General features: G+C 72.6%; 22 protein-coding genes. 6 read left to right on the plus strand and 16 right to left on the minus strand.

The annotated features are described in order from the left end of the window. Positions 1 to 98: 98 nt before the first annotated feature. Positions 99 to 857, minus strand: a complete 759-nt coding sequence (locus KLP28_04830) for a carbon-nitrogen hydrolase family protein (GenBank protein ID QWC86053.1) — start codon at positions 855 to 857, stop codon at positions 99 to 101. Beyond that, positions 854 to 2,029: a GuaB3 family IMP dehydrogenase-related protein gene (locus KLP28_04835; GenBank protein ID QWC86054.1), complete on the minus strand. Its 1,176-nt coding sequence runs from the start codon at positions 2,027 to 2,029 to the stop codon at positions 854 to 856. The genes KLP28_04830 and KLP28_04835 overlap by 4 nt, the downstream gene beginning before the upstream one ends. A 64-nt stretch (positions 2,030 to 2,093) precedes the next feature. Between KLP28_04835 and KLP28_04840 the strand changes: the two genes are divergently transcribed. From KLP28_04840 to KLP28_04850, 3 genes are read left to right on the plus strand one after another with little or no spacing between them, the layout of a single operon-like run. Further along, positions 2,094 to 2,645: a hypothetical protein gene (locus tag KLP28_04840; GenBank protein ID QWC86055.1), complete on the plus strand. Its 552-nt coding sequence runs from the start codon at positions 2,094 to 2,096 to the stop codon at positions 2,643 to 2,645. Between the two features lie 28 nt (positions 2,646 to 2,673). Further along, a complete protein-coding gene (locus tag KLP28_04845) occupies positions 2,674 to 3,387 on the plus strand; it encodes a hypothetical protein (protein ID QWC86056.1) in 714 nt (237 codons plus the stop codon). A gap of 45 nt (positions 3,388 to 3,432) precedes the next feature. After that, positions 3,433 to 3,819 carry a tautomerase family protein gene (locus KLP28_04850; protein ID QWC86057.1) on the plus strand — a complete coding sequence of 129 codons (387 nt, stop codon included), beginning with the start codon at positions 3,433 to 3,435 and terminating at the stop codon, positions 3,817 to 3,819. Positions 3,820 to 3,934: 115 nt separating this feature from the next. On the opposite strand, the gene guaB is transcribed toward KLP28_04850, so the two are convergent. From guaB to KLP28_04865, 3 genes are all read right to left on the minus strand, one after another. Then, positions 3,935 to 5,473, minus strand: a complete 1,539-nt coding sequence (gene guaB, locus KLP28_04855) for an IMP dehydrogenase (protein ID QWC86058.1) — start codon at positions 5,471 to 5,473, stop codon at positions 3,935 to 3,937. Positions 5,474 to 5,570: 97 nt separating this feature from the next. Next, positions 5,571 to 6,515 carry a GNAT family N-acetyltransferase gene (locus tag KLP28_04860; protein QWC86059.1) on the minus strand — a complete coding sequence of 315 codons (945 nt, stop codon included), beginning with the start codon at positions 6,513 to 6,515 and terminating at the stop codon, positions 5,571 to 5,573. An 89-nt stretch (positions 6,516 to 6,604) separates the two neighbouring features. Next, positions 6,605 to 7,489, minus strand: coding sequence for a DUF2236 domain-containing protein (locus tag KLP28_04865; protein QWC86060.1), 885 nt, complete (start codon positions 7,487 to 7,489; stop codon positions 6,605 to 6,607). A 211-nt stretch (positions 7,490 to 7,700) separates the two neighbouring features. On the opposite strand from KLP28_04865, the gene KLP28_04870 reads away from it, so the two are divergent. Beyond that, on the plus strand, positions 7,701 to 8,663 hold the full coding sequence (locus KLP28_04870) for a hypothetical protein (protein ID QWC86061.1): 963 nt from the start codon (positions 7,701 to 7,703) through the stop codon (positions 8,661 to 8,663). A 142-nt stretch (positions 8,664 to 8,805) separates the two neighbouring features. Here the strand turns inward: KLP28_04870 and groL are convergent, their stop codons facing one another. The 9 genes from groL to KLP28_04915 form a co-directional block, all read right to left on the minus strand. Further along, complete coding sequence (gene groL / locus KLP28_04875; GenBank protein ID QWC86062.1) at positions 8,806 to 10,428, minus strand: chaperonin GroEL; 1,623 nt, start codon at positions 10,426 to 10,428, stop codon at positions 8,806 to 8,808. Positions 10,429 to 10,563: 135 nt separating this feature from the next. Beyond that, positions 10,564 to 10,857 (minus strand): co-chaperone GroES, encoded by a 294-nt coding sequence (groES, locus tag KLP28_04880; GenBank protein ID QWC86805.1) that lies wholly within the window; start codon positions 10,855 to 10,857, stop codon positions 10,564 to 10,566. A gap of 169 nt (positions 10,858 to 11,026) precedes the next feature. Beyond that, positions 11,027 to 11,680, minus strand: coding sequence for a hypothetical protein (locus KLP28_04885; protein ID QWC86063.1), 654 nt, complete (start codon positions 11,678 to 11,680; stop codon positions 11,027 to 11,029). 111 nt (positions 11,681 to 11,791) lie between these two features. Beyond that, the gene (locus tag KLP28_04890) at positions 11,792 to 12,886 is read right to left on the minus strand and encodes a hypothetical protein (protein QWC86064.1); all 1,095 of its coding nucleotides are present in this window, start codon (positions 12,884 to 12,886) and stop codon (positions 11,792 to 11,794) included. Next, positions 12,879 to 14,216, minus strand: a complete 1,338-nt coding sequence (locus tag KLP28_04895; protein ID QWC86065.1) for a hypothetical protein — start codon at positions 14,214 to 14,216, stop codon at positions 12,879 to 12,881. The genes KLP28_04890 and KLP28_04895 overlap by 8 nt, the downstream gene beginning before the upstream one ends. Further along, entirely contained in the window at positions 14,213 to 15,013 is an 801-nt protein-coding gene (locus tag KLP28_04900) for a TauD/TfdA family dioxygenase (protein ID QWC86066.1), read from the minus strand. Before KLP28_04900 ends, KLP28_04895 begins: the two co-directional genes overlap by 4 nt. A 1-nt stretch (position 15,014) precedes the next feature. Continuing rightward, positions 15,015 to 15,935 carry a class I SAM-dependent methyltransferase gene (locus tag KLP28_04905; GenBank protein ID QWC86067.1) on the minus strand — a complete coding sequence of 307 codons (921 nt, stop codon included), beginning with the start codon at positions 15,933 to 15,935 and terminating at the stop codon, positions 15,015 to 15,017. Further along, positions 15,932 to 17,260, minus strand: coding sequence for a sedoheptulose 7-phosphate cyclase (locus KLP28_04910; protein ID QWC86068.1), 1,329 nt, complete (start codon positions 17,258 to 17,260; stop codon positions 15,932 to 15,934). The genes KLP28_04905 and KLP28_04910 overlap by 4 nt, the downstream gene beginning before the upstream one ends. 22 nt (positions 17,261 to 17,282) lie before the next feature. Next, positions 17,283 to 17,951: an HAD-IA family hydrolase gene (locus tag KLP28_04915; protein ID QWC86069.1), complete on the minus strand. Its 669-nt coding sequence runs from the start codon at positions 17,949 to 17,951 to the stop codon at positions 17,283 to 17,285. Positions 17,952 to 18,212: 261 nt separating this feature from the next. On the opposite strand from KLP28_04915, the gene KLP28_04920 reads away from it, so the two are divergent. Next, on the plus strand, positions 18,213 to 19,430 hold the full coding sequence (locus tag KLP28_04920) for an SAM-dependent methyltransferase (protein ID QWC86070.1): 1,218 nt from the start codon (positions 18,213 to 18,215) through the stop codon (positions 19,428 to 19,430). 138 nt (positions 19,431 to 19,568) lie between these two features. Further along, a complete protein-coding gene (locus KLP28_04925; protein ID QWC86071.1) occupies positions 19,569 to 20,294 on the plus strand; it encodes a hypothetical protein in 726 nt (241 codons plus the stop codon). A 14-nt stretch (positions 20,295 to 20,308) separates the two neighbouring features. Here KLP28_04925 and KLP28_04930 read toward each other — a convergent pair whose 3' ends face one another. Next, a complete protein-coding gene (locus KLP28_04930; protein ID QWC86072.1) occupies positions 20,309 to 22,036 on the minus strand; it encodes a glycosyl hyrolase family 3 in 1,728 nt (575 codons plus the stop codon). A gap of 89 nt (positions 22,037 to 22,125) precedes the next feature. Continuing rightward, positions 22,126 to 22,737, minus strand: a complete 612-nt coding sequence (locus tag KLP28_04935) for an MBL fold metallo-hydrolase (GenBank protein QWC86806.1) — start codon at positions 22,735 to 22,737, stop codon at positions 22,126 to 22,128. Positions 22,738 to 22,741 lie beyond the last annotated feature (4 nt).

Raw genomic sequence — 22,741 nt, forward strand, 5'->3', positions numbered from 1 at the left:
CAGGGGTATGTCGGGGTGATGCTTTACACATCGGCCCGCGATGTCCACGTATGTGACCATCCGGCCACATCCCGCGAGAGGTCACTTCTCGCGAGGGGTCACTTCCCGCGAGGGGTCACTTCCCGCGAGGGGTCACTTCCCGCGATGTCGGCGACGGCCAGCCCGGGGTCCGTACGCCCGGCCGAGCCGAGCACCCGCGCGTCGGGCGCGACGACACAGCTGCCGCCGGTGAACCCCCGGCCGTCGTACGACTCCCCGGTCGCCACCGCGGCGACCACCGGCAGCCCGGACTCCCGCGCCCGTGCAGCGAAGGTCGCGTCGCGCGCCTCCTCGCGGCCGGCGAACCACGCCGAGGAGACGACGTACGCGGTCGCGCCCGCCTCGGCACACGCCGCGACGTGCGCCGGCTCGTTCGCGTCCGCGCAGACGGCCAGGCCGAGCCGGTGACCCGACGTCGCCAGCGCAGGGTGGTCGAGCACGACCGCTCCGCCACCCGCGGCGTAGTGAGGCGCCTCGTCGGCGTCGACGTGGACCTTGTCGTAGACGTGCTCCGCCCGACCGTCGTGCACCGCGAGCAGAGCCAGCGTGCGTACGCCGTCGGGGCGCGCGCGGACGGTGCCGACCAGCACGAGCACCTCGGGTGCGGCCCGCAGCAAGGGCACGAGGCGTACGTCGTGCTCCCCGACGGCTTCCCGCCCGGCGCCCGGGGCGTACCCGACCAGGAAGGCCTCGGGCAGCACCAGCACCTGCGCGACGGCCGTCGCGGCGCGGCGTGTCAGCGCCGCAGCCACGGCGACGTTGCCGGCGACATCGTCGACGACGGTGGTCGCCTGCCCGGCGGCGACCCGCAGGGTCACGAGATGACGACCTCGATGCGCTGGAACTCCTTGAGGTCCGTGTAGCCGGTCGTCGCCATCGAGCGGCGCAGCGCCCCGACCAGGTTCATCGTGCCGTCGGCGACGCGGGAGGGGCCGAAGAGGATCTCCTCCATGGAGCCGATGGTCTCGAACTGCACGCGCTCGCCGCGGGGCAGGTCCTCGTGGTGCGCCTCGGTGCCCCAGTGGAAGCCCCGCCCCGGCGCCTCCACGGCGCGGGCCAGCGGCGACCCGACCATGACGGCGTCGGCGCCGCAGGCGATGGCCTTGGCGACGTCACCGGAACGGCCGATCGAGCCGTCGGCGATGACGTGCACGTACCGGCCGCCGGACTCGTCGAGGTAGTCCCGCCGCGCCGCGGCGACGTCGGCCACCGCGCTCGCCATGGGAACTGCGACACCGAGCACGGTGCGGGTGGTGTGAGCGGCACCGCCGCCGAAGCCGACGAGCACACCGGCGGCGCCCGTACGCATGAGATGCAGCGCCGCCTGGTAGGTCGCGCAACCACCGACGATGACGGGCACGTCGAGCTCGTAGATGAAGTTCTTGAGGTTCAGCGGCTCGGACTGGCTCGAGACGTGCTCGGCCGAGACCGTGGTGCCGCGGATGACGAACATGTCGACGCCGGCGGCCACGACGATGTCCGCGTACTGCTTGGTGTTCTGCGGGCTGAGCGACCCGGCCACCGTCACGCCGGCCTCCCGCATCTGCTTCAGGCGGGCGGTGATCAGCTCGGGCTGGATCGGGGCCGCGTAGATCTGCTGCATGCGCTCGGTGGCCGCGGCGCCGCGGAGCTCGGCGATCTCCTCGAGCAGGCTCGTCGGGTCCTCGTAGCGCGTCCAGAGGCCCTCGAGGTTCAGCACCCCCAGGCCGCCGGCGCGGCCCATGGCGATGGCGGTGTCGGGGCTCATCACCGAGTCCATCGGCGCCGCCACGACCGGCATCTCGAAGCGGTAGGCGTCGATCTGCCAGGCGACCGAGACCTCCTCGGGGTCGCGCGTGCGCCGGCTCGGGACGATCGCGATGTCGTCGAAGCTGTACGCGCGCCGGCCGCGCTTGGCCCTGCCGATCTCGATCTCCACCCGCCGAAGGCTACTTGGCCCCGGCGCGGGCCTGCTGTGTGCGGGTTCTGGACGCTGCGCCCTCGGGCGCATTTCACAATCAGGTCACGATCGTGCATCGTGTCGGACACCGTCCTCGAGCACGTGAGGAGCAGACATGCCGTCCTCCCCGCCCCGTACCCGTCCGTCACGGCTGGTCCGTCGTGTCAGCGGCGCCGCCTGCCTGGCCGTGGTGGCCGCAATGGCCGGCGCCGTGCTCACGGCCGGTCCGGCCGACGCGCAGACACGCAGCGTCCGTGACGGTCGCGACGCCGTCGTGCCGCGACTCGACCTGCGGCAGGTGACCTTCTCCAACACCCGCGAGCGGCTGCGGGCCACCGTGCAGGTGCGAGGGCTCCGCGCCCGTGGCGCGTTGCAGCTGACCCTGCGCTTTGACGACACCCGCGGCTACGCCCACAGCGCGGTCGTCACGAGGTACCCCTCAGGCGCCACCGGCACCTCGTGGACGTGGCAGCCCAGCTTCGGCGGCTCGATGGAGACCTGCCCCAAGCCCATGTCGGTGCGGGTCCTCCCCAAGCGGGACCGCGTCGTCATGATCATGCCCCGGTGCAAGCGACCGGCGGCGCGCTATCTCGTGCTGGAGAGCTCACGCCCCGACGCCGACAGCGCCGACAGGATCGACCTCGACGGCCGCATCGGCGCTACCTGACATCGGGTTCTCGGCGTATCGTGGGGCGATGGAGACCCCCGGTACCGTCCGTCCCGCCGCGAGCGTCGAACCGGCGCAGTGGTTGATGTCGGACGCCCTCGACGACTGGAGCGAGACCGTCCGCTGGGGCCCGCGCGGCTTCGAGGTGTACGCTCGCGTCGACTTCGACGCGCGGGACGGGCACGACGACGAGGCCGATCCCGAACGCCTCCTGACCGCTCTGCTGCCGACGCTCGCCGACCACACCTCGACCCCGGACGAGTGCTTCGCGGCCGTCTGGGAGGGCCGGTCCGGCCCGGACACCCCACTCCTCGAGGCTCCCGTCGTCGATCTGCCGGAAAGACGGATGTTCCTCTTCGAGGTCGCCTCACGCGATCTGCGCGACGTGCCGGCCCTCGCGTGGTCGGGCGACGATCTCGTCGATCACGGACCGGCGCCGGACCTGGCTTGGCCCGCGGACCGCGCCTGGCTCGTCGCCTGGGACGTCGACGAGGCGCTCGCCTTCACCATCGCCTGCAGCGAGCGGGCGTACGCAGCCCTGACCGCCGCCCTGCCCGACCGGGTGCGGCGCGCGCAGCGGGGCGACCCCGAGCCGCTGTACGCGCCCGGTGGCCACGGCGAGCCCATCGACCCGCGGGCGCTCGGCGAGCCGGTACCTGCCGGGGACCCGGGCTTCATGCGCTACGCCGGCCTCGGTCTGCTCGGCGGCTTCGGCATCGGTGGCCTGAGCGACGGCGGCTGATCCCCGACGGGTTTGCATTGCGCGCAACCGGCGCAGGAATCAGGCATGCCACTCGTACGCATCGACATGCAGAAGGGCCGCTCCCCCGAGCAGGTCCGTGAGATCGCCGACGTCGTGCAGCAGGTGATGGAGGACGTCTTCGCCGCCCCGCCCGGCGACCGCTACCAGGTGGTCACCCAGCACGAGGTCGGCGAGATCATCTTCGGTGACACCGGGTTGGGCCTGGACCGCACCGACGAGGTGATGCTGATCCAGGTCTTCCAGCAGGGGCGTGACACCTCGCAGAAGGAGTCGCTCTACGCCACGCTCGCCGACCGGCTCGGCAAGGTCGGCGTACGCCCGGAGGACCTCGTCGTCTCCGTGAACGCCAACGAGCAGGCCGACTGGTCCTTCGGCATGGGTCGCGCGCAGTTCCTCACCGGCGAGCTCTGACCCAGACTGCATGTAACCCCATGTTCTCGCTGCTTCGCGCGGCCCCGGCGGCGCGCGGAGCAACCACAACATGGGGTTACATGCCGGAGAGCGCCGGCGACGGCGGACCGAGAGGTCACATGTTGTAGTTCGGGGCCTCCGCGACCATCTGCACGTCGTGCGGGTGGCTCTCCTTCAGCGATGCCTGCGTGATGCGGACGAAGCGGCCCTTGTCCTGCAGCTCCGGCACCGTGCGGGCCCCGACGTAGAACATCGACTGCGTCAGACCACCCACGAGCTGGTGGACGACCGCCGAGAGCGGGCCGCGGTAGGCGACCTTGCCCTCGATGCCCTCGGGCACGAGCTTGTCGTCGCTGTCGACCTCGGCCTGGAAGTAGCGGTCCTTGGAGTAGGACTTCTTGCCCCGGCTGCTCATCGCCCCCAGCGAGCCCATGCCGCGGTAGGCCTTGAACTGCTTGCCGTTGACGAACACCAGGTCGCCCGGCGACTCCTCGCACCCGGCCAGCAGCGACCCGACCATCACCGAGTCCGCCCCGGCCACCAGCGCCTTCGCGATGTCGCCGGAGTGCTGGAGCCCGCCGTCGGCGATCACGGGCACACCGGCCGGCTTGCAGGCGAGGGAGGCGTCGTACACGGCGGTCACCTGCGGCGCGCCCACACCGGTGACGATGCGGGTGGTGCAGATCGAGCCCGGCCCGACGCCGACCTTCACGGCATCGGCGCCGGCGTCGACGAACGCCTGGGCCCCGGCCCGGGTCGCGACGTTGCCGCCGATGACCTGCACGTGCTTCGTCGCCGGGTCGGACTTCAGGCGCTCCACCATCTCCAGCAGCAGGCGTACGTGCCCGTGCGCGGTGTCCGCGACCAGCACGTCGACGCCCGCCTCGATCAGGGTGCCGGCGCGCTCCCACGCGTCGCCGAAGTAGCCGATCGCCGCACCGACCATCAGGCGACCGTCGGCGTCCTTGGAGGCCTTCGGGAACTGCTCGCTCTTGACGAAGTCCTTCACGGTGATCAGGCCCACGAGACGGTCGTCGTCGTCGACCAGCGGCAGCCGCTCCCGCTTGTGGCGGCGCAGCAGCGTCGTGGCCTCCTCACGGCTGATGCCCGCCCGGCCGGTCACCAGCGGCATCGGCGTCATGACCTCGTCGACCTTCGTGGTCGACCACTCCGCGACCGGCGTGAAGCGCAGGTCGCGGTTCGTGCAGATGCCCAGCAGCCGCATGTCGCCGTCGACGACGGGCAGTCCGGAGACGCGGTACTCGCCGCAGATCTCGTCCAGCTGCTCCAGCGTCGCGTCCGGGCCGATGACGACCGGGTTGGAGATGATGCCGGTCTGGGTGCGCTTGACCAGGTCGACCTGGTAGGCCTGGTCCTCGGTGGACAGGTTGCGGTGCAGCACCCCGAGCCCGCCCTCGCGGGCCATCGCGATCGCCATGCGCGACTCGGTCACGGTGTCCATCGCGGCGCTCGCGAGCGGCGTACGCAACGTCAGCTCACGCGTCAGCCGGGTGGTGGTGTCGATGTCGGTCGGCGCCAGGTCGGACTCGCCCGGCAGCAGCAGCACGTCGTCGTAGGTCAGGCCCATCGCCGCGAACTTGTCGGGCACGCCCACCGCGCCGCCGTCGTCGTCGTTGCCAGTCCTCGCAGCCATGCGCCCAGTCTAGGTCCGTCCCGAGGGGTGCGGCGGCGGGCCGCGCGTCGCCCTCGTCACCCTGCTGCGGGTCTCCGGGGGGTGTCTCGCGGCTGCCTCAGGAGGCGGCTCGCGGTGAGCCCGGCGTACGCGGCCCCCGCAGCGCCGAGACCCGCGCCAACGGCAGGCGTACGACCAGCTCCTCGTCCTGCACGCTGATGCGACCCGAGAGCCCGGTGCCGAGAACCATCGGCAGCACCGCGGGGTGCTGCGCCTCCGCCCGCAGCACCAGCTCGCCCGCCCCGCGCGCCTTGCCGAGGCCCGCGGCCTGACGCAGCAGCATGCTCCCGATCCCGCGCCGTCGCCATGCCGCGTCGACCGAGACCGACAGGCCGAGGCTGTTCTCGCCGTGGGACCGGTCCTCCCCCACGGCCCCGTGCAGCTGCGCCCGGCCGACCACGTGCCCGTCGACGTGCGCGACCACCAGGTCCTCCCCGCGCGTGCTCAGCTTCGGCCGCCCCGTCGCCTCGCCCGGCACGACGGATGCGGGCCGACGGCTGCGCGAGAGGGCCTCGTCGGCCAGGGCGGCCAGCGCCGCCGCGCGCGCGTGCTCGGACTGCGTGAAGGGCGCCGGCCGCCTGACCTGCACCAGCACTCCCCCCACGGCCATCTCGATCACGTCGAGGTCGGCGTCACCGTGCTCGGCCGCCTCGACGACGTCGAGGTCGGCGTCGAAGAGCTCCGTGGCGATCTCCGTGAAGCGCCGAGGGTCGGCCACGAGCCGGCGGGCGGCGTGCAGGTAGCGCACCGGCTGGTCCATCAGCGCCGCGTCCGAGCACGGAGCCACCGCCGCGTCCCGAGCACCCGACCGCTGCAGCAGCTCGACGACGTCCTCGGACGTCCACTCGTTCGGCGCCCCGAGAACGAGCTCGTCGGTCACCTGCGTCCCACCGGGGAAGACCTGCAGCGCCACGATGTTGACCTCGGCCGCGCCGCAGGTCTCGGCCAGGCGCGCGAGCGCCCCCGGGCGGTCCTCCAGCGTCACGCGTACTCGCCACATCATGGGGCGAGCGTGCCGAGGCTGTGTTCCAGGTCATGTGCGCGCGTGTAACGGCCGGGTGAACGCCTCGCCCGGGCTCGGTCGGCCCGGTGTCAGGCGTGATGGACGACCGGGCAGCCCAGCGTCGCGGGTCGGTGCGTGCCGAGTCCCTCGATGTCGTAGCCGTGCGGGTAGCTCCGCGACCCCGGCAGGTCGGCGAACCGGAACGAGGAGGTGCGCGGGGCGGTGCGACGCACGTACGCGGACCGCGCCCGCAGCGCCGCCCGCGCGGCCCGTCGCTCCCACGCCGCCGGGTGCGGGTAGCCGAACGCGTCGAGGAGCGGGCCGTCCATCAGCGCGTACGAGAACCGCTTCACCGCCGCGCTCGGCGCGAGGTGATTGGGCGGAAAGGTGCACATCAGCTCCAGCGTCGCGTCGGCGACGGCCCGGGCACCCGGGTCGTAGGCGAAGTGCTGCCTCTCGTACGCATCCATCAGCTCCCCGAAATCCCGCCAGCCGTCCGGGATGCCGCGGATGCCCATGTGCTCACCCAGGTCGGTGTAGTAGGTGGACGCCGCGACCTTCTCCGCCTCGGTCATGGGCCGCCAGGCGTGGTCGTCCATCCAGCGGATCGGCACCGTCACGAACGTGGAGAGCACGTAGAGCATGTCGTCGTCGGCGATGTCGTACATGGCGTGCATCTGGTTGATCCGCTTCACCGCGCGCCGCCCGGGTCCGGGCCCGAGCCCGTGGGCCATCACCTCGTCGAGCAACAGGCCGGTGTCGTCGTAGCGCTTCTGCACGCGCTCGGTGAACTCCCCCGTCGCGGCCAGCAACGAACCGATCGACGGCACCGCGTACGTGCGGAACAGCGCGAAGCTCAACGCCTGGTTGGTGTCCCAGGGCAGCTCGTGCAGGGCGCTGATGCGGTAGATCTCGTGCGCGTCCTGCACCGGGTCGAGCGTCGCGATGCGCCTAAGCCAGAAGTCGCGTTCCATTCATTGACAGTAACGCTGTCAGCGTCGCCCGTCGATACCTCGATCGGACTCAGCCTCGACATCGACTGGCGACCCCTTCCCGTGACCGGCGACCTCACGTCACGGGTCTCCAGCATTCTCGAGGGGTCGGCAGTCGGCTGATGCCGGCGCCGAGGCCCCCCGCTGTGGATAAGTCGTCTCGCCGCCTTCGTGGCACACCGAGGATGCATGCATGCACGAAGAGTCGACGTTCGCCGCGATAACTCTCCAGTCTCGCGCCGCCCTGCTGACAGCCGGCCACACGGAGAGCGAGCTCCGGCGCCGCCGAGGACCCTCCGGCGACCTCGTCGTGGTCGGCCGGGGGTTCTTCGTCGAGCGCGACACGTGGGCCACGCTCTCCCGAGGCGAGCAGCACCGGCTGCGCACGGCCGCAGCCCTTCGCCGCGCGAACGACTCCACGGCCTCGAGTCACGGAAGTGCAGCCACCATGAGAGATCTCGCGACTCTGCGGAAGAGCATCGAGACGGTGCATCTCACGCGGCCCGGCTCCAGCACGGTGAAAAGGTGCTCGGGCCATCTCGTGCACGGTGGTCGACTCGAGGACGACGAGGTGACTCTCGTGCAGGGTCTCCGCACGACGACACCAGGCCGCACGGTCGCCGACATCGCGCGCTGCGACGGTCTGCTCGCCGGGCTGGTCGTCGCCGATCAGGCGCTTCGCTCCGGGATGGAACCCGTCGATCTCGCCGAGGCACTCGCTCGACAGCGTGGGCTGCCGGGCACCGCGTGCTTCGACCGGCTGCTCCGCCAGGCCGACGCGGGTGCGGAGAACCCGGGTGAGACCCTCGCCCGCGCTCTTGTCACCGAGGTGACTGCAGCACTGGGCATCCCCTCCCCGGAGACGCAGTTCGAGATACGGGGCTCGCGCACCGCGTATGCCGATCTGCGTGTGGGGCGCCTGCTGATCGAGTTCGACGGTCGATGGAAGTACGCCCGCGACCGACCCTTCGGCGACTGTCGCCCCGTCGACGACGTCCTCTGGGACGAGAAGCGACGCGAGGACTGGCTGCGAGAACAGGGCTTCGTGGTCATCCGCCTCACGTGGGGCGATGTGTGGGGCGCCGGGCGAGCAGCTGCACGTCGTCGCATCCACCACGCGATCGTGAAGCACTCGGGGCTGCTCCACGCGGCCTGATGTGCTCCGTCGCGCGCTGCCGTCCCGCTCGCGCGACTGACGACCCCCGACAGCGGGTCGCCAGGGACCTCGAGCGGTCGCCGGCCACCGGACGCAGACGAGCCCCCACCCGCTGAGGCGGGTGGGGGCTCGTGAGGGTGGATCAGTGGCCGTGACCGTGGCCGTGACCGCCGGCGGCGGCCTCGTCCTCGTCCTCCGGCTTGTCGACGACCAGCGTCTCGGTCGTCAGCAGCAGGCCGGCGATCGAGGCGGCGTTGACCAGCGCGGAGCGGGTCACCTTGACCGGGTCGAGGATGCCCTGGGCGAGCAGGTCGCCGTACTCGCCGGTGGCGGCGTTGAAGCCGTGCCCGGCGCCGCCCTCGCGGACCTTGGAGACCACGACGTAGCCCTGGTCGCCACCGTTCTCGGCGATCCAGCGCAGCGGCTCGGCGACGGACTCACGCACGATGCGTACGCCGACCGCCTCGTCACCGGAGAGGCCGAGGCCGTCCTCGAGGGAGGCGGCCGCGTGCACGATGGCTGAGCCGCCACCGGGCACGATGCCCTCCTCGATCGCGGCGCGCGTCGCGGAGACGGCGTCCTCGATGCGGTGCTTCTTCTCCTTGAGCTCCACCTCGGTGGCGGCGCCGACCTTGATGACGCAGACGCCGCCGGCCAGCTTGGCCAGGCGCTCCTGCAGCTTCTCGCGGTCCCAGTCGGAGTCGGACTTCTCGATCTCGGCCTTGATCTGGTTCACGCGGCCCGAGACCTCGGAGGCGTCACCGGCGCCCTCGACGATCGTGGTGTTGTCCTTGGTGACCACCACGCGACGGGCCTGACCCAGCACCTCGAGACCCACCTGGTCGAGCTTGAGGCCGACCTCGGGAGCGACGACCTGGCCGCCGGTGAGGACGGCGATGTCCTGCATCATCGCCTTGCGGCGGTCACCGAACGCGGGGCTCTTGACCGCGACGGCGTTGAAGGTGCCGCGGATCTTGTTGACGACCAGCGTCGAGAGAGCCTCGCCGTCGACGTCCTCGGCGAGGATGAAGAGCGGCTTGCCGGCCTGGATGACCTTCTCCAGCAGCGGCAGCAGGTCCGCGATCGCGGAGATCTTGCCCTGGTGCAGGAGGATGTAGGCGTCCTCGAGGACGGCCTCCATGTTCTCCGGGTCGGTGACGAAGTACGGCGAGAGGTAGCCCTTGTCGAACTGCATCCCCTCGGTGAACTCCAGCTCGGTGCCCATGGTGTTGGACTCCTCGACGGTGATCACGCCGTCCTTGCCGACCTTGTCGAAGGCCTCGGCCAGCAGGTCGCCGATGTGGCTGTCGCGGGAGGAGACGGTCGCGACGGCGGCCATGTCCTCACGGCTGTCGACGTCGCGGGCCGCGTCGCGCAGCGCGTTGCCGACGGCCTCGACGGCCTGGTCGATGCCGCGCTTGAGGCCCATCGGGTTGGCGCCGGCAGCGACGGCGCGCAGGCCCGAGTGGACCATCGCCTGCGCCAGCACGGTCGCGGTGGTGGTGCCGTCACCGGCGACGTCGTTGGTCTTGGTGGCGACCTCCTTCGCCAGCTGCGCGCCCATGTTCTCGAAGGGGTCGTCGAGCTCGACCTCACGGGCGACGGTCACACCGTCGTTGGTGATGGTCGGTGCGCCCCACTTCTTGTCGAGCACGACGTAGCGGCCCTTGGGGCCGAGGGTGACCTTGACGGCGTCGGCGAGCTTGTTGACGCCACGCTCGAGGGAGCGGCGTGCTTCCTCGTCGAACTCCAGGATCTTCGGCATCGGTGTTGATGCTCCTCACGTGTACGGGGGGTGGTGCTGGAACGGGGGTCGTCCGTGCGGGCACGGACGCGCGTCGACCCCGGCCCCCGGGAGCGGGCACCGGGGTCGACGCGGTGGTGAAGAAGTGCGGCTGGGTCAGCCGACGACCGCGAGCACGTCGCGGGCGGAGAGGATCAGGTAGTCCTGGCCGGAGTACTTGACCTCGGTGCCGCCGTACTTGGAGTAGATGACCTTGTCGCCGACGCTGACGTCGACCGGCACGCGGTTGCCCTTGTCGTCGATGCGGCCCGGGCCGACGGCGACGACCTCGCCCTCCTGGGGCTTCTCCTTGGCGGTGTCCGGGATGACCAGGCCGGAGGCGGTGGTCTCCTCGGCCTCGAGCGTCTGGACGACGATGCGGTCCTCGAGCGGCTTGATGTTGACCGACACGTTGTCGACCTCCATGTGTTGTGTACGTGGACGAGTGGTGGTCGCCACCGGTCTCGCCGCGCCGTCGCGGGGGTCGCGGGAGGGATGGCGGTTGGCAATCTCACCAGGAGAGTGCCAGGTCTGAACTTAGCACTCACTCATCCCGAGTGCCAAAGGGCCGCCTTCCCGCTCAGCGTGCTGGCCGCGCCAGGGTCAGTCCGGCCGCGAGCGGCATCAGCACCTGCCGCAACCGCTGCTCCCCGTGCAGCCACTCGTTGAACGAGGTCGGGTCCTGGGTGTTCTCCACGACCAGCAGGCCGCGGGGGCCGAGCAGCGTGCGGTCCAGGAGCGTACGCACCAGGACCCGCGCCCGCTCGGGCGTGAGCCCGCCCGGGACCTCGCCGAGGACGACGCGGACGAGGTCCACGGGCTCCAGCAGCTCCGCGAGCACCGCCTCGGGCCGGGAGGACACGACCCGCACCAGGTCGCCGTGACGGGCCTGCGCCAGCGCACGGCGCACCTCGCCGAGGGCGGCGGGGTGCGGCGCACAGGCCACGACCGAGCGCGAGGTCGCGAGGCTGCGGGCGGCGGTGGCGTCACCCTCGTACGCCTCGCCGATCGCCGTGGCCATCGCGAGCGCGGACGCGCCCGTGGCCAGCCCGAGGTCGAGCACGCGCCGTGCGGACCCGACGTGCACCAGGGTCGCGAGCAGCTCGGCCACCACGCGCGCGGGGGCGTCCTCGTGGGCCTGTCGTTCCACCTTCGCCAGGTCTCGTGAGCCGGGTGAGGTGTGGTCGCGGGCGTAGCGCTCACGCTCCTGCAGCTGAGCGGCCTCGACGACCATCGACCCTCCTGTCGGCGCGACCCCGAGCGGGGTCCGGTCACGACGGTGACAGACGCGGAGCGGGACCACCAGGCCGCGAAGGTCGTTTCCGTTGCGCGCTACCGAAACGTGTCAGGCTTGGCGTACGAGAGCGCTTGCGACGGCGAACATCGACGCCGTGTCCGAACCCGCTGCCCGTCCCATCGCCACCAGCACCGACTGCTCCGCGAAGGAGCAGTAGAGCCCGGCCTCGAGGAAGAAGGGATCACCCGCCGGGTCGATCCTGAAGTCGAAGAGCCCGTAGTGCCGGCAGCCCAACGCCTCGAAGGCCGCCAGGGCTGCCTGCTGCACGGCGGCGACCACGGGGTCCTCGGGTCCGGCCTCGACGATCCAGGCGTACGTCTCGTCCTTCGCCACCAGCTCCAACGACCCGTCCTCGGCGCGGCGCAGCTTGTCGGCCTCGTCGCGCACGGGCTTGGTCACGGCGTCGACGGCGTACTCCTCCAGCGGCAGCGCCACCGGACCGTCCGCGGTCTCCCACACCCCGCACCGCACCTCACGCCCCAGAGGCACGAACTGCTCGACGAGCACCTCCTCGTCCACCGCGAAGGCCCTGGCCAGAGCGGCCCGCAGCTCCGTGTCCCGCGAGGGACCGGCGCGCACCAGCGTGACCCCGGTCGAGTTGTCGGCCGAGGCCGGCTTCACCACCACGTCGCCCGCCAGGTCTGCGTCCTCCAGGATCTGGGACCCCTCCAGGGCCACCTCCTCGCGCCGCAGCAACCGGCCCACGGGCACGCGTACGCCACCGGCCGCCACGAGCGCGCGGGCCCGCTGCTTGTGGGCCCCGAGCGCCATGACCGTCGCCGTGTTGCCGACGAAGGGGATGCCCAGCAGGTCCAGGAGGGCGCGGTAGGTCGTCATCCCCGGCACGCAGAACATCTGCGGCAGCCCGAGGTCGACCTCGAGCCCGACGAGGTGCGTGAGCGCCTCACCCGTCCCGACCCGGGGCGCCGCGGCCAGCGCCGCGGGGCCGAGGTCGCGCGGGAACGACCACGCACCGTCCGGTTCGACGTGGGCGAGGAGGTGCTCGTACGCGAGCCCCGGCTGCGACAGCGTCGCGAGCGCGTCGCGGGCGTAGAGGAGCGAGAGGTCGGCGAGCTCGTCGGAGACCGCGGACCCGACCAGGTGCAGCACGCGCACCGGTCGACCGGCGCCGGTGTCAGTCACCCCCGGCCTCCACGAGCTTGCCGATGTTGACGTCGACCCGGATCCACCGGGTGCCCCGGCGCAGCGCGACCAGCAGCAGCGAGGCGATCTGCACGTGCGGCACCGTCAGGAACGGCATCGGGTCACGGGGGTCCAGCAACGCGTCCACGCCACCGGTGAGCACGCGCCACGCCTCCGCCGGCGTGCGTTGCCCCGTGACCAGGCGCCAGACCTCGTGCGCGAGCCAGTAGGTCGACGGCGCGGATGGGCCGGGTTCGAGCATCGGACGATCCCGCTCCAGGTACGCCGCCGCGAGCGCCTCGTCGTCGTGCCGGAACACCGTGATGGCCGAGTGCGTCCGCGGGTTGCACTCGATCGCCCGGGGCTCCCCGGCGGCGTCGAGCATGAAGTCGAAGGAGTACTGCCCGGTCAACCCGTGGACCCCCACGAACCGCGTCACCCACTCGCGCACCGCCGGCACGTCGACGTGGGTGTAGTTGACCTGGAACGCCGAGGACCAGCAGCACACGTACGCCTGGACGCGCCCCGCGACCGCCGTCGTGTGGGCACACAGCTCGGGCCCGGGCATCAGCTCCTGCACCACCCAAGGGCGGTCGGGCGAGACCTCGCGGTCGGCGGCGAAGACGTACGTCTGCTCCCTCGTCTCCCGTGGCAGCGGGGTGAGGTCGAGCCGGTGCACGGGGTCGTACGCGATCGACTTGAGCACGTAGCGCGCGCCGTCCGCGACCCGTGCCGCCCGCGCCGGGTCCTCGAGCGCCGCGAGGACCTCCTCGGCGCTGGTGACCCGCACCGAGTCGGGCACGGGCAGTCCGAGCTCGTCGGCCATCGCGGTGAAGGTGGCCTTGTCGTCCAGCGCGGCGATGGTCTCGGGCGCGCCGTGCACCACCCGGCAGAGGCCGGCGAGGCGCTCTCCGGCGACGGCGTCGTGGTAGCTGGCCACGGGACTGCACACCGGCACGTAGACGTCCACGCCCTCCTCGCGCACGACCGCCTCCAGGGCCTCCGCGTACGCCGGGTCGTCCGGTGCCGGCACGGTGCGGAACACGTCGACGGCGCGGGAGAAGCGGTGACCGCTCCAGCGGTACTTCTCCATCTCCACCAGCACCACCCGGTGGCCCGCGCCGTGGAACGTGCGCGCCAGCTGCAGCGCCTTGGTCATCTTGCCGCCGGATACCAGCACCGTGAGACGCTCCGGGCCGAGGTCGGGTGGACGATGCCGGGCCGCCGGGCGCACCAGCGCCGCGGCGAGGACGGCGGCGTCCACGGGCAGCGCGACGGTGAGCGCCGCGAGCATCCCGAGGCTGCGCAGACGGGCCGACGCCTTGCTCACCCGGCGCCCGTGCCGTCGCCCGTGCCCGCGACCATGCCGCGGTGCATCACGCGGTCCCCGACCACGGCGGAGTGGTCGGCCCGGTGCATCACCGCGCCGTTGTCCCACACCACGACGTCCCCCGGCGACCAGGCGTGCCGCAACAGGTTGTCCTCGCGCAGGGAGTGGTCCAGCAGCCGCCGTACGAGGTCGGCCGCGGCCTCGTCCTCCAGCCCGGACACGGCCGCGAGCCGCTGCGGCGTGGAGAGGAACAGCGTCTCCCGGCCGCTCACCGGGTGCCGCCGCAGCAGCGGGTGCTGCGCGGAGGTCTGCGCGTCCGGTCCGAGCTGCTCGGGGGTCAGCCCCGTCACCACGTGGGTGGCGGTGCGTCCCTGCACCTCCTCACGCAGCGCGGCCGGCAGGGTCGCGGCGGCGGCGTACTGGTCGCTGAAGAGCGTCGCGCCACCCTCGGCCGGCACCTGCACCGCGCGCAGCGCCGTGTACGCCGGCGGCACCGACACGTACGAGGTGTCGACGTGGAACCGGCTGCGTGGTGGCGTCGTGCGCCCGACGTTGGAGACGACGTTCAGGTCCGGGTGCCCGGGCACCGGTGTCTCGCCCACGGTGAACACGAGCTCGCCGAGCAGCCGCAGGAACGCGGTGAACTGGTCGTCGTCGAGGTCGTGCTGGTCGGGGACGACCAGCACGCCGTGCTCGGCCAGCAGGCTCCGTACCTCGGCGGCGAGAACCTCGTCGGCCTCGGCGAGGTCGACGCCGTTCAGTCTCGCCCCGAGCGGCTCGGTGGGCTGCACTCTCATCTCACTCACGCTCCCTCACGCGTCCGGCCGTCCGGTCGGTGGTGTCCGCCCAGCGCACCAGGGTCACGCCGTCACGCAACGGGACCAGCACCTGGCGTACGCGGGGCTCCTGCGCGAGCCAGGTGTTGAACGCGGCGACGGCCTCCCCGTTGTCGCTCACGGCTCCCGGCCCGGCCGCCCACGGTTCGCCCTGCATCAGGGTGTTGTCGACGACCAGCAGGCCGTCGCGGGCGAGCAGACCCTCGTCGAGGAGCGTCTCGACGTACGCCCGGTAGCCGCGCTTGTCGGCGTCGAGGAAGACGAGGTCGAAGACGCGACCGTCCGACGCGAGCGCGGCGAGCGTGTCTCCGGCAGGCCCGACACGCACGTCGACACGGTCGCCGGCGCCGGCTCCGGCGAAGCACTCCGCGGCGAACGCGGCCACGCCGGGGTCGAGCTCGCAGGCCACGACCGAACCGTCCTCGGGGAGCGCCTGCGCCATCGCCAGTGCGGCGTAGCCGGTGAACATGCCGATCTCCAGCACCTCGACCGCACCCGTCACCGCGACCAGCGTGGCCAGCAGCTCACCCTCGACGTGGCCGGAGAGCATCTCGGCCTCGACCGCGACGCGGGCGTCGACGCGCTCGGCCGTCCAGTCGTGGTCGACCGTGCGCCGCGCCAGCGCTGCGAGGTCCGGGGACTCCGGCGTGGTGCAGGCGACGAGGTAGGGGTCCAGCCCCCCGGCGAGACGTGTCGCGTGCTCCAGCCCGACGACCAGGTCGTCTAGCAGGCCGGTGACCTCCGCGCGGGCCGCGTCGCGCTCGGGTGAGGCCCCGGCCCGGGCGAGCGACGCGGCCGCCGCCCGGGCCTTGCCCGTCAACGTCCCGAGCTGCTGGTCGAGCAGACCGACCGGGGTGACCGGGCGGGTGCCCGTCGTCGTCACGCCACCGACTCGCCGACTCCGGCGGAGTCGGAACCGTCGATGAAGGCCTGCACGCCGCCACCCCCGCGCGGGTAGGACGCGACCCGCTCACGGTGCACCTCCAGGGTGCGGACGAGCTCCTCGACGGTGACGTCGTTGAGGAACGTGCACTCCCCGATCGGGTCCGGCACCGCGGCGCGCAGCTTGCCGTCGCGGGTCTGCAGGATCGCGTCGTTGGCGCGCTCGAGCAGCTCCGGCGTCAGGTGCGCCGAGTCCAGCGCGAGGCCCAGACCGCTCATCAGCGCGAAGATGCGGTCGCGGTCGCCCGCCCCGATCAGCCCGCGCTCCTCGGCCAGCGTCACCGAGAACGCCATGTCGATGTTGATGGCGTGACCGTGGAAGAACGGCACGTCGGGGCTCAGCTCGAGGATCGGGCTCCAGGTGTGGCCGAAGGCGATGACCCGGTCGAGGTCGAGCTCCTGCAGGTTCGGCGTCTCGAGCTCGAGCATGCGGCGTACGGAGTCGTAGGTGATCGCGTCGGCGACGTCGCGCAGCTCGGGACGGGATCCCTCGACGCGTCCGAAGCGGGACTCCAGCAGCTCCTCGCCGTACTTCTCGAGCAGGTCGAAGGTGGCGCTGTCACCGACGGTGGTGATCTTGATGAGCTCGGCCATGCCGTTGCGCACCTGGTCGGTGGGAAGGGTCCGCAGGAAGTCGAAGTCCATGAGGACCTTCGAGCTGGCGTGGAAGGCACCGAGCCGGTTCTTGTACTTGCCGTGGTTGACCGCGACCTTGATCGAGACCGAGGCGTCGATGAGGCCGATCAGGGTGGTGGGGATGCGGATGTAGTGCGTCGACCGACGGAACGCCGCGCACGCGAAGCCCGCGACATCGGTCGCGAGACCGCCACCGACCACCAGCACCGGCTCCTTGCGGACCAGCCCGAACTCCGCGAAGGCGTCGACGATGCTCTCGACGGTCTCCCAGGTCTTCGTCGTCTCGTCGATCTCGAGCCGGAACACCGTCAGGTCGATGCCGTGGTGCTCGAAGTAGGCGCGGGCAGCCTCACCGTGCAGGTCGTCGACGACGTCGTCGACCACCATGAGGCAGCGACCCCAGTCGCGGTAGCAGTCGGCCAGGGCAGTGTTGGCCGGGTCGTAGACGCCGTCGACGAAGTCGAGGGAGTAGTCGACCTCGTGCAGCGCGTGCACGTGCATCGAGGTGGGGGTCGCCGTCAGCGTCGAGGACGCCGTGCCGGGCGCGAAGGGCTGCGCCTCGGTGCGTACGTGCGTCTCGGTGGGGGCCTGGTCGGCGGTCTGGTCCGGGCGTACGGGCGTGCTGGTCATGGGTGGCCTCTCAGGTTCTCGGTCAGCTCTGGGTCAGCCCTCGCAGGGCGTGGAGGTCGAGGTGGTCGAGCACGCTGCTTGCGCCCGGGAATTGGTGGTCCGCGGTGTTCTGGTTCGGGAAGGCGGCACAGACGATGCCCGCAGCGACCGCTGCGGAGACGCCACCGGCATTGTCCTCGACGGCCACGGCGTCGGACGAGCCGGCTCCGAGCCGCTCGAGTGCCTGCGTGTACGCGGCCGGGTCCGGCTTGCCCTCGCCGTCGACGGTCTCGCGGTCGAGCACGAGGTCGAAGGAGTCGCGGTCGAGGTGCGCCGAGACCGCGGTGAGGAGCGCCTCGACGTTCTCCGGTGACGTCGTGGTGACCAGGGCGACCTGGTGGTTGCCCTCGCGGGCTTCGCGCACCGTCCGTACCACGCCCGACCGGGGTTCGAGATCGGTGCCGGCCAGCGCCTGCTGGAACAGGCGTGACTTCGTGGCGTGCACGGCGTCGGCGTCGACGGACTCGCCGCGGTCCTCCGCGTACGCCGCGATGCGGTCGCGACCGCCGTTGCTGGTGAGCATGCGGCGGTACTCGTCCTGGTCCCAGCTCCAGTCCAGGCCGTGCTCGGCGAAGGCGTCGTTGAACGCGTGACGCTGCATCTCGGAGGTGTCGGCGATCGTGCTGATGGAGCCGAAGAGAACTGCGGTCATGAGTGGGGTCCTTGCCTGGGGAGTGGGTGCGGGATGTGTGCGGGGCCGTCCCGGCCGTGCCCCGCCGCCCGGCGTTTCATCCGGGTGACCAGCTCGGCGCGCGCATCCCGCGCGTGTCGCGCCGTCTGCGTCGACGGCGCCGACCCGGCGCCGGCACAGCGCCCACACAGCGTCCACGCGGCGTCCACGCGGCGTCCACGCGGCGTCCACGCGGCGTCCACGCGGCGGAGAAGACGGCGTGGGGGCTGGGAGGATCGGGGGGTGGACGTCGAGACGCTGGCCTGGTTGCGCACGCCGGACGGGGCTGCCGCGCTGGCCGAGGCCCGGGCCGGCCTGACCGGCGGTGCGGACGACCTCGCGGTGGCGACCGCGCTCCGACGCCGGTACGAGCCGCAGCAGGCGGCGGCCGCTCTCACCCAGGTGCAGCTGCGTACGCGCGCGGTCGAGAAGTTCGGGGCCGACGCCGCGCGGATGTGGTTCACCGCCGAGGCGCTCGAGCAAGCCACCCGCGGCGCCGTCGCCGCCCACCGGGCCACCCGCTTGGCGCTGGCGGCGCGCGCTGCCGGCGCGACCTGGTCGCTGGTCGACCTCGGCTGCGGCGTTGGTGGCGACCTGGTCGCGGCGGCGCGAGCCGGGCTCGTCGTCGCCGGCGTCGACCGCGACCCCGTACGCGTCGCCTGCGCCGCCGCCACCCTGCAGGACCTGGCGCTACCCGGCGCCGTCACGGTGGCCGACGCCGAGCAGGTCGACGTGGGGCGCTTCGACGTCGCCCTGTGCGACCCCGCGCGGCGCGACGGCACCGGACGCACCTGGTCGCCCGACGCGTGGAGCCCCCCGTGGTCGTTCGTCCAGCGGCTCCTCACCGGCACCGCGGTCGTCAAGGCCGCCCCCGGCCTGCCGCACGACGCGGTGCCCGACGGCGTCGAGGCCGAGTTCGTCAGCGACGGCGGCTCGCTCAAGGAGGCGGCGCTGTGGTCCGGGCCGCTGGCGACCTGTCGGCGGCGAGCGACGGTGCTCGGCGACCACGTCCCCGCGACGCTGACCGACGCCGACGACCCGGGACCCGAGGCGGTCGGCACCGGGCCGGTGGGAGCGTTCCTGCTCGAGCCTGACGACGCCGTCGTACGCGCCGGATTGGTGACCGCGCTGGCCGCGGCTGCCGGAGGCCGACTCGTGGACCCCCACCTCGCCTACGTCACGGCCGAGGCCCCGGTCGTCTCTTCGCTGGCGCGCAGCTACCGCGTCCGCGAGGAGGTGCCCTTCCGGGAGAAGGCGCTGCGGGCCGCGCTGCGCGAGCGCGGGATCGGGCGGCTGTCGATCAAGAAGCGTGGCGTGCAGGTCACGCCCGAGCAGCTGCGTCCTCGCCTCGCGCTGCGTGGGGACGCCGAGGCCACCCTCGTGCTGGCACGGACGCCCCAGGGGGCGCGGGCGTTCCTGGTCGACCCCGTCGATCCCCGGCATGCCGTGGACGCCGGCTGAGCAAGCGATGGCGGTCGATACCGCAGGACTGTGGTCCCGGACGGTAAAAATCGCCGCGCTCCCCTCGACCCTTCCTTCCCGGTTGCCCACCATGGGACGACGACCGGTCCGGGAGGACCGACAACCGAGGGGGAAACCATGAGGGTACGACGCATCTCGTCACTCGCCGTCGCGGCGGTCACGACGCTGGCGATGGTGGGGACAGCAGCACCTGCCTCGGCCGAGGGGGCCGACGACGCCGTGCTGGACGACACGTCCACCACGACCGACACCGGGGACGGTGAGGCGACCGGGGACGGTGAGGACACCGGCGACGAGTCCGAGGCATGCGACACGGCTGCGGTCGCGGCGGCGAAGGCCGCATCCATGGATGCGCGTCGCGCCTTCACGTCCCTGCGCGGGCCGGTCGCCCAGGTCGCCAAGGAGCAGCGCCGGGACGCGCGGCGAGGCTTCGCGGACGCACGGCAGGCCGTGAAGGACGCGCGCGCCGAGGTGCGCGAGGCCCGTCGCGCCGGGACGTCGGCGGGCGGGCCCGGCGGCCGTGGCCCGGCGGCGGACGTCCCGCGGGGTGGCAGGCCGACCATGGCGGTCGAGGCCGAGGACGGGTCCCAGGACGAGGTCCTGACGCTCGAGGACGCGCTCGAGGCCTTCCGGACGGCGCGCGAGGAGATGCGTGAGGTCCGGATGACGCTCAAGGCCGACCGGCGCGAGCTGATCGTGCTGGTCAAGCAGCAGCGGCGTGAGCTCAAGGCGGAGTGGGACGAGCTGAAGTCGACCTGGAAGCAGCTGCAGGATGCCTGCGACGACGATCCCGAGGTCGAGGAGCCCGAGGTCGAGGAGCCCGAGGTCGAGATCCCGTCCTGAGCGGGCGAGACCTCTCAGCAGCCCCGGTCCACCCCGGTCACGCGGACCGGCAGCGAGCCGGGCGCCTCACGGCCGAGGAGCACCTGCACGACCGCGCGCATGGCCCCGGTGGTGTCGCCGTACGCGGCGATCTTCACCGGCGCCGTGCTCGACCCCAGGGCCCACGGGCTGTCGGTGGCGACGACGACGTCGCCCGAGACCGGTCCGCCGCGGTAGCCGGTCACCGCGACGCGGGTCGCATCCGGAGGCGGTGGTGTCGTGGCCGGGCGACCGTCGCCCCGTGCAGGTCCGCGGCGCCGAGGCGCAGCCGGAGGCGGCTCGACCACGTCGACACCGTAGGTGCGGAACGCCGAGCCCAGCCGTGCCACGTCGTCCGCGGGGCCGGTGAGCAGCACCCGGTCGCCCACGTGGCGTACGCCGCACCTCCCCGCGACCTGGGTGACGGCCGCCCGGGAGAGCCGCCACGAGGCCCCACGCGCGCTGCCCGGCGGGCGCGGGCCGGTGGTGTCGCGCGCCTCCCGGGTCAGCGCCCGCTGGTGCAGCATCAGCGCCCCCTGCCTGGCGGCAGCCTGCTGCAGTCGGCGCAACGGGAGGGCTCCGGAGCGTACGGCGGCCACGATCCCGTCGCGCGCCAGCCGGGGTGAGGGGGGCATCACCAGCATGTCGACCCCGGCTCGCAGGGCCCGCACCGCCGGTCGCGACGAGCCCGCGGTGCGGGTCACGGCGGCCATGTCGAGCGCGTCGCTGACCACCAGACCACCGAACCCGAGCCGGTCACGGAGCAGTCCGCTGACGACGGGGCGCGAGAGCGAGGAGGGCGTACGCGGGTCGACGGCGCGCACGTCGAGGTGACCGACCATGACCGCCGGGGCCCCCGCGGCGATGCCGGCACGGAACGGCGCGAGATCGATGCGCCGCAGCCCGCTCAGCGGGCGGTCGAGCACGGGCAACGTGACGTGGCTGTCCGCCGGGGCCGACCCGTGGCCGGGGAAGTGCTTCAGCACGGGCACGACGCCGGCGTCGAGGAAGCCCCTGCCCGCCGCGGTCACCGCACGGGACGCGCGCTGCGCGAACTCCGAGGCCGACCGCGACCCGATGGTCGGGTCACCGGGACCCGCCGTCACGTCCGCCACCGGGGCGAAGTCGGCGGTCAGGCCGAGCCAGGCGAGCTCCCGGGCGCTGCCGCGGGCTGCGGCCCTGGTGACCCGGTCGCGGTCGGCCGCACCGGCGGACATGAACGTCGGGAAGCGGGTCAGGTCGTCCTGCAGCCGCTCGACCAGGCCGCCCTCCTGGTCCACCGAGACCCACAACGGCCACGGTCGGTCCACGCCGCGGCGCAGTGTCCGCAGCTCGTTCCGCAGCGCGCGGCTCGCGCCGACGTTCTGGTCGAAGACGATCACCCCACCCAGGTGCAGGTCACGCACCAGGGCCGTGGGCGCCGTACGCCCCGGGTAGTCGGCCACGATGACCTGGCCGGCGAGGTCGCGCAACGGCATCGCGCGGACCAGACGCACCGCGCGCTCGATCTGCGCGGCGGAGGGCCCCCACCCGGTGGTGATGCCGAGCATCGGGTCGCGACGCGGCTCGGCGGATTCGGGCCCACCGCCCCCGGCACCGGTGTCCACGGCGGGGGGCGGTGCGGACTCGTCGTCGAGCAGCACGCACCCGCCCGCGGGCACCAACGCCAGCACGGTGACCGCGGCCGAGACGGCACGCCTCGTCCTGCTCCGCCCTCGTGCCACGGCCCCATCCTCACCGGCTGGGCCGGCGCACCCAAACCCGCGACGGGGTGTCGCGCCGACCTCAGCCGTCGAGGCAGCGCCCATCAACCTCAGCCGTCGAGGTTGTGCTGCTCCTCGCCGATGCTGGTGTCCGGACCGTGCCCGGTGTGCACGACGGTCTCCGGCGGCAGCGCGAACAGCTTGGCCCGGATCGACTCCTTGATCAGGTCCTCGTCGCTGAATGAGCGACCCGTCGCCCCGGGTCCACCCTGGAACAGGGTGTCGCCGGAGAACACGCAGCCCAGGTCGTGCACGTACAGGCACACCGCGCCCGGCGCGTGACCGGGCGTGTGCAGCACCTGCACCGAGGCGCCCGCGACCTTGATGGACTGCCCGTCCTCGAGGTCCGCGTCCCATCGCTCGTCGGGGTGGGTGAGGTCCCACACCTCCGCGTCGGCCGGGTGCAGCAGGATCGGCGCACCGACGGTGCGCTTGAGCTCCGGCGCGACGCGTACGTGGTCGTCGTGCGCGTGGGTGCACACGATCGCCTTGACCGTACGACCGCCCACCGCCCGCACGATCGCCGCGGCGTCGTGCGGAGCGTCGATGACGATGCACTCGTCGTCGTCGCCCAGGATCCACACGTTGTTGTCGACCTCGTGGGTCTCACCGTCGAGGCTGAAGGTGCCCGAGGTGACGGTGTGGTCGACCCGCAGGCCCATGCCG

Source organism: Nocardioidaceae bacterium, from assembly GCA_018672315.1.
Taxonomy (GTDB): domain Bacteria; phylum Actinomycetota; class Actinomycetes; order Propionibacteriales; family Nocardioidaceae; genus TYQ2.

Excerpts from the sequence above, each read along its gene's own strand:
- KLP28_04885 (QWC86063.1), bottom strand. The coding sequence starts at position 11,680 with ATGGTCGTCGAGGCCGCTCAGCTGCAGGAGCGTGAGCGCTACGCCCGC.
- KLP28_04935 (QWC86806.1), bottom strand. The coding sequence starts at position 22,737 with ATGGGCCTGCGGGTCGACCACACCGTCACCTCGGGCACCTTCAGCCTC.
- guaB (QWC86058.1), bottom strand. The coding sequence starts at position 5,473 with ATGGCTGCGAGGACTGGCAACGACGACGACGGCGGCGCGGTGGGCGTG.
- KLP28_04925 (QWC86071.1), top strand. The coding sequence starts at position 19,569 with ATGAGGGTACGACGCATCTCGTCACTCGCCGTCGCGGCGGTCACGACG.
- KLP28_04845 (QWC86056.1), top strand. The coding sequence starts at position 2,674 with ATGGAGACCCCCGGTACCGTCCGTCCCGCCGCGAGCGTCGAACCGGCG.
- KLP28_04865 (QWC86060.1), bottom strand. The coding sequence starts at position 7,489 with ATGGAACGCGACTTCTGGCTTAGGCGCATCGCGACGCTCGACCCGGTG.
- KLP28_04915 (QWC86069.1), bottom strand. The coding sequence starts at position 17,951 with ATGACCGCAGTTCTCTTCGGCTCCATCAGCACGATCGCCGACACCTCC.
- KLP28_04850 (QWC86057.1), top strand. The coding sequence starts at position 3,433 with ATGCCACTCGTACGCATCGACATGCAGAAGGGCCGCTCCCCCGAGCAG.
- KLP28_04910 (QWC86068.1), bottom strand. The coding sequence starts at position 17,260 with ATGACCAGCACGCCCGTACGCCCGGACCAGACCGCCGACCAGGCCCCC.
- KLP28_04840 (QWC86055.1), top strand. The coding sequence starts at position 2,094 with ATGCCGTCCTCCCCGCCCCGTACCCGTCCGTCACGGCTGGTCCGTCGT.
- KLP28_04870 (QWC86061.1), top strand. The coding sequence starts at position 7,701 with ATGCACGAAGAGTCGACGTTCGCCGCGATAACTCTCCAGTCTCGCGCC.
- KLP28_04900 (QWC86066.1), bottom strand. The coding sequence starts at position 15,013 with ATGAGAGTGCAGCCCACCGAGCCGCTCGGGGCGAGACTGAACGGCGTC.
- KLP28_04860 (QWC86059.1), bottom strand. The coding sequence starts at position 6,515 with ATGATGTGGCGAGTACGCGTGACGCTGGAGGACCGCCCGGGGGCGCTC.
- KLP28_04835 (QWC86054.1), bottom strand. The coding sequence starts at position 2,029 with ATGCGCCCGAGGGCGCAGCGTCCAGAACCCGCACACAGCAGGCCCGCG.
- groL (QWC86062.1), bottom strand. The coding sequence starts at position 10,428 with ATGCCGAAGATCCTGGAGTTCGACGAGGAAGCACGCCGCTCCCTCGAG.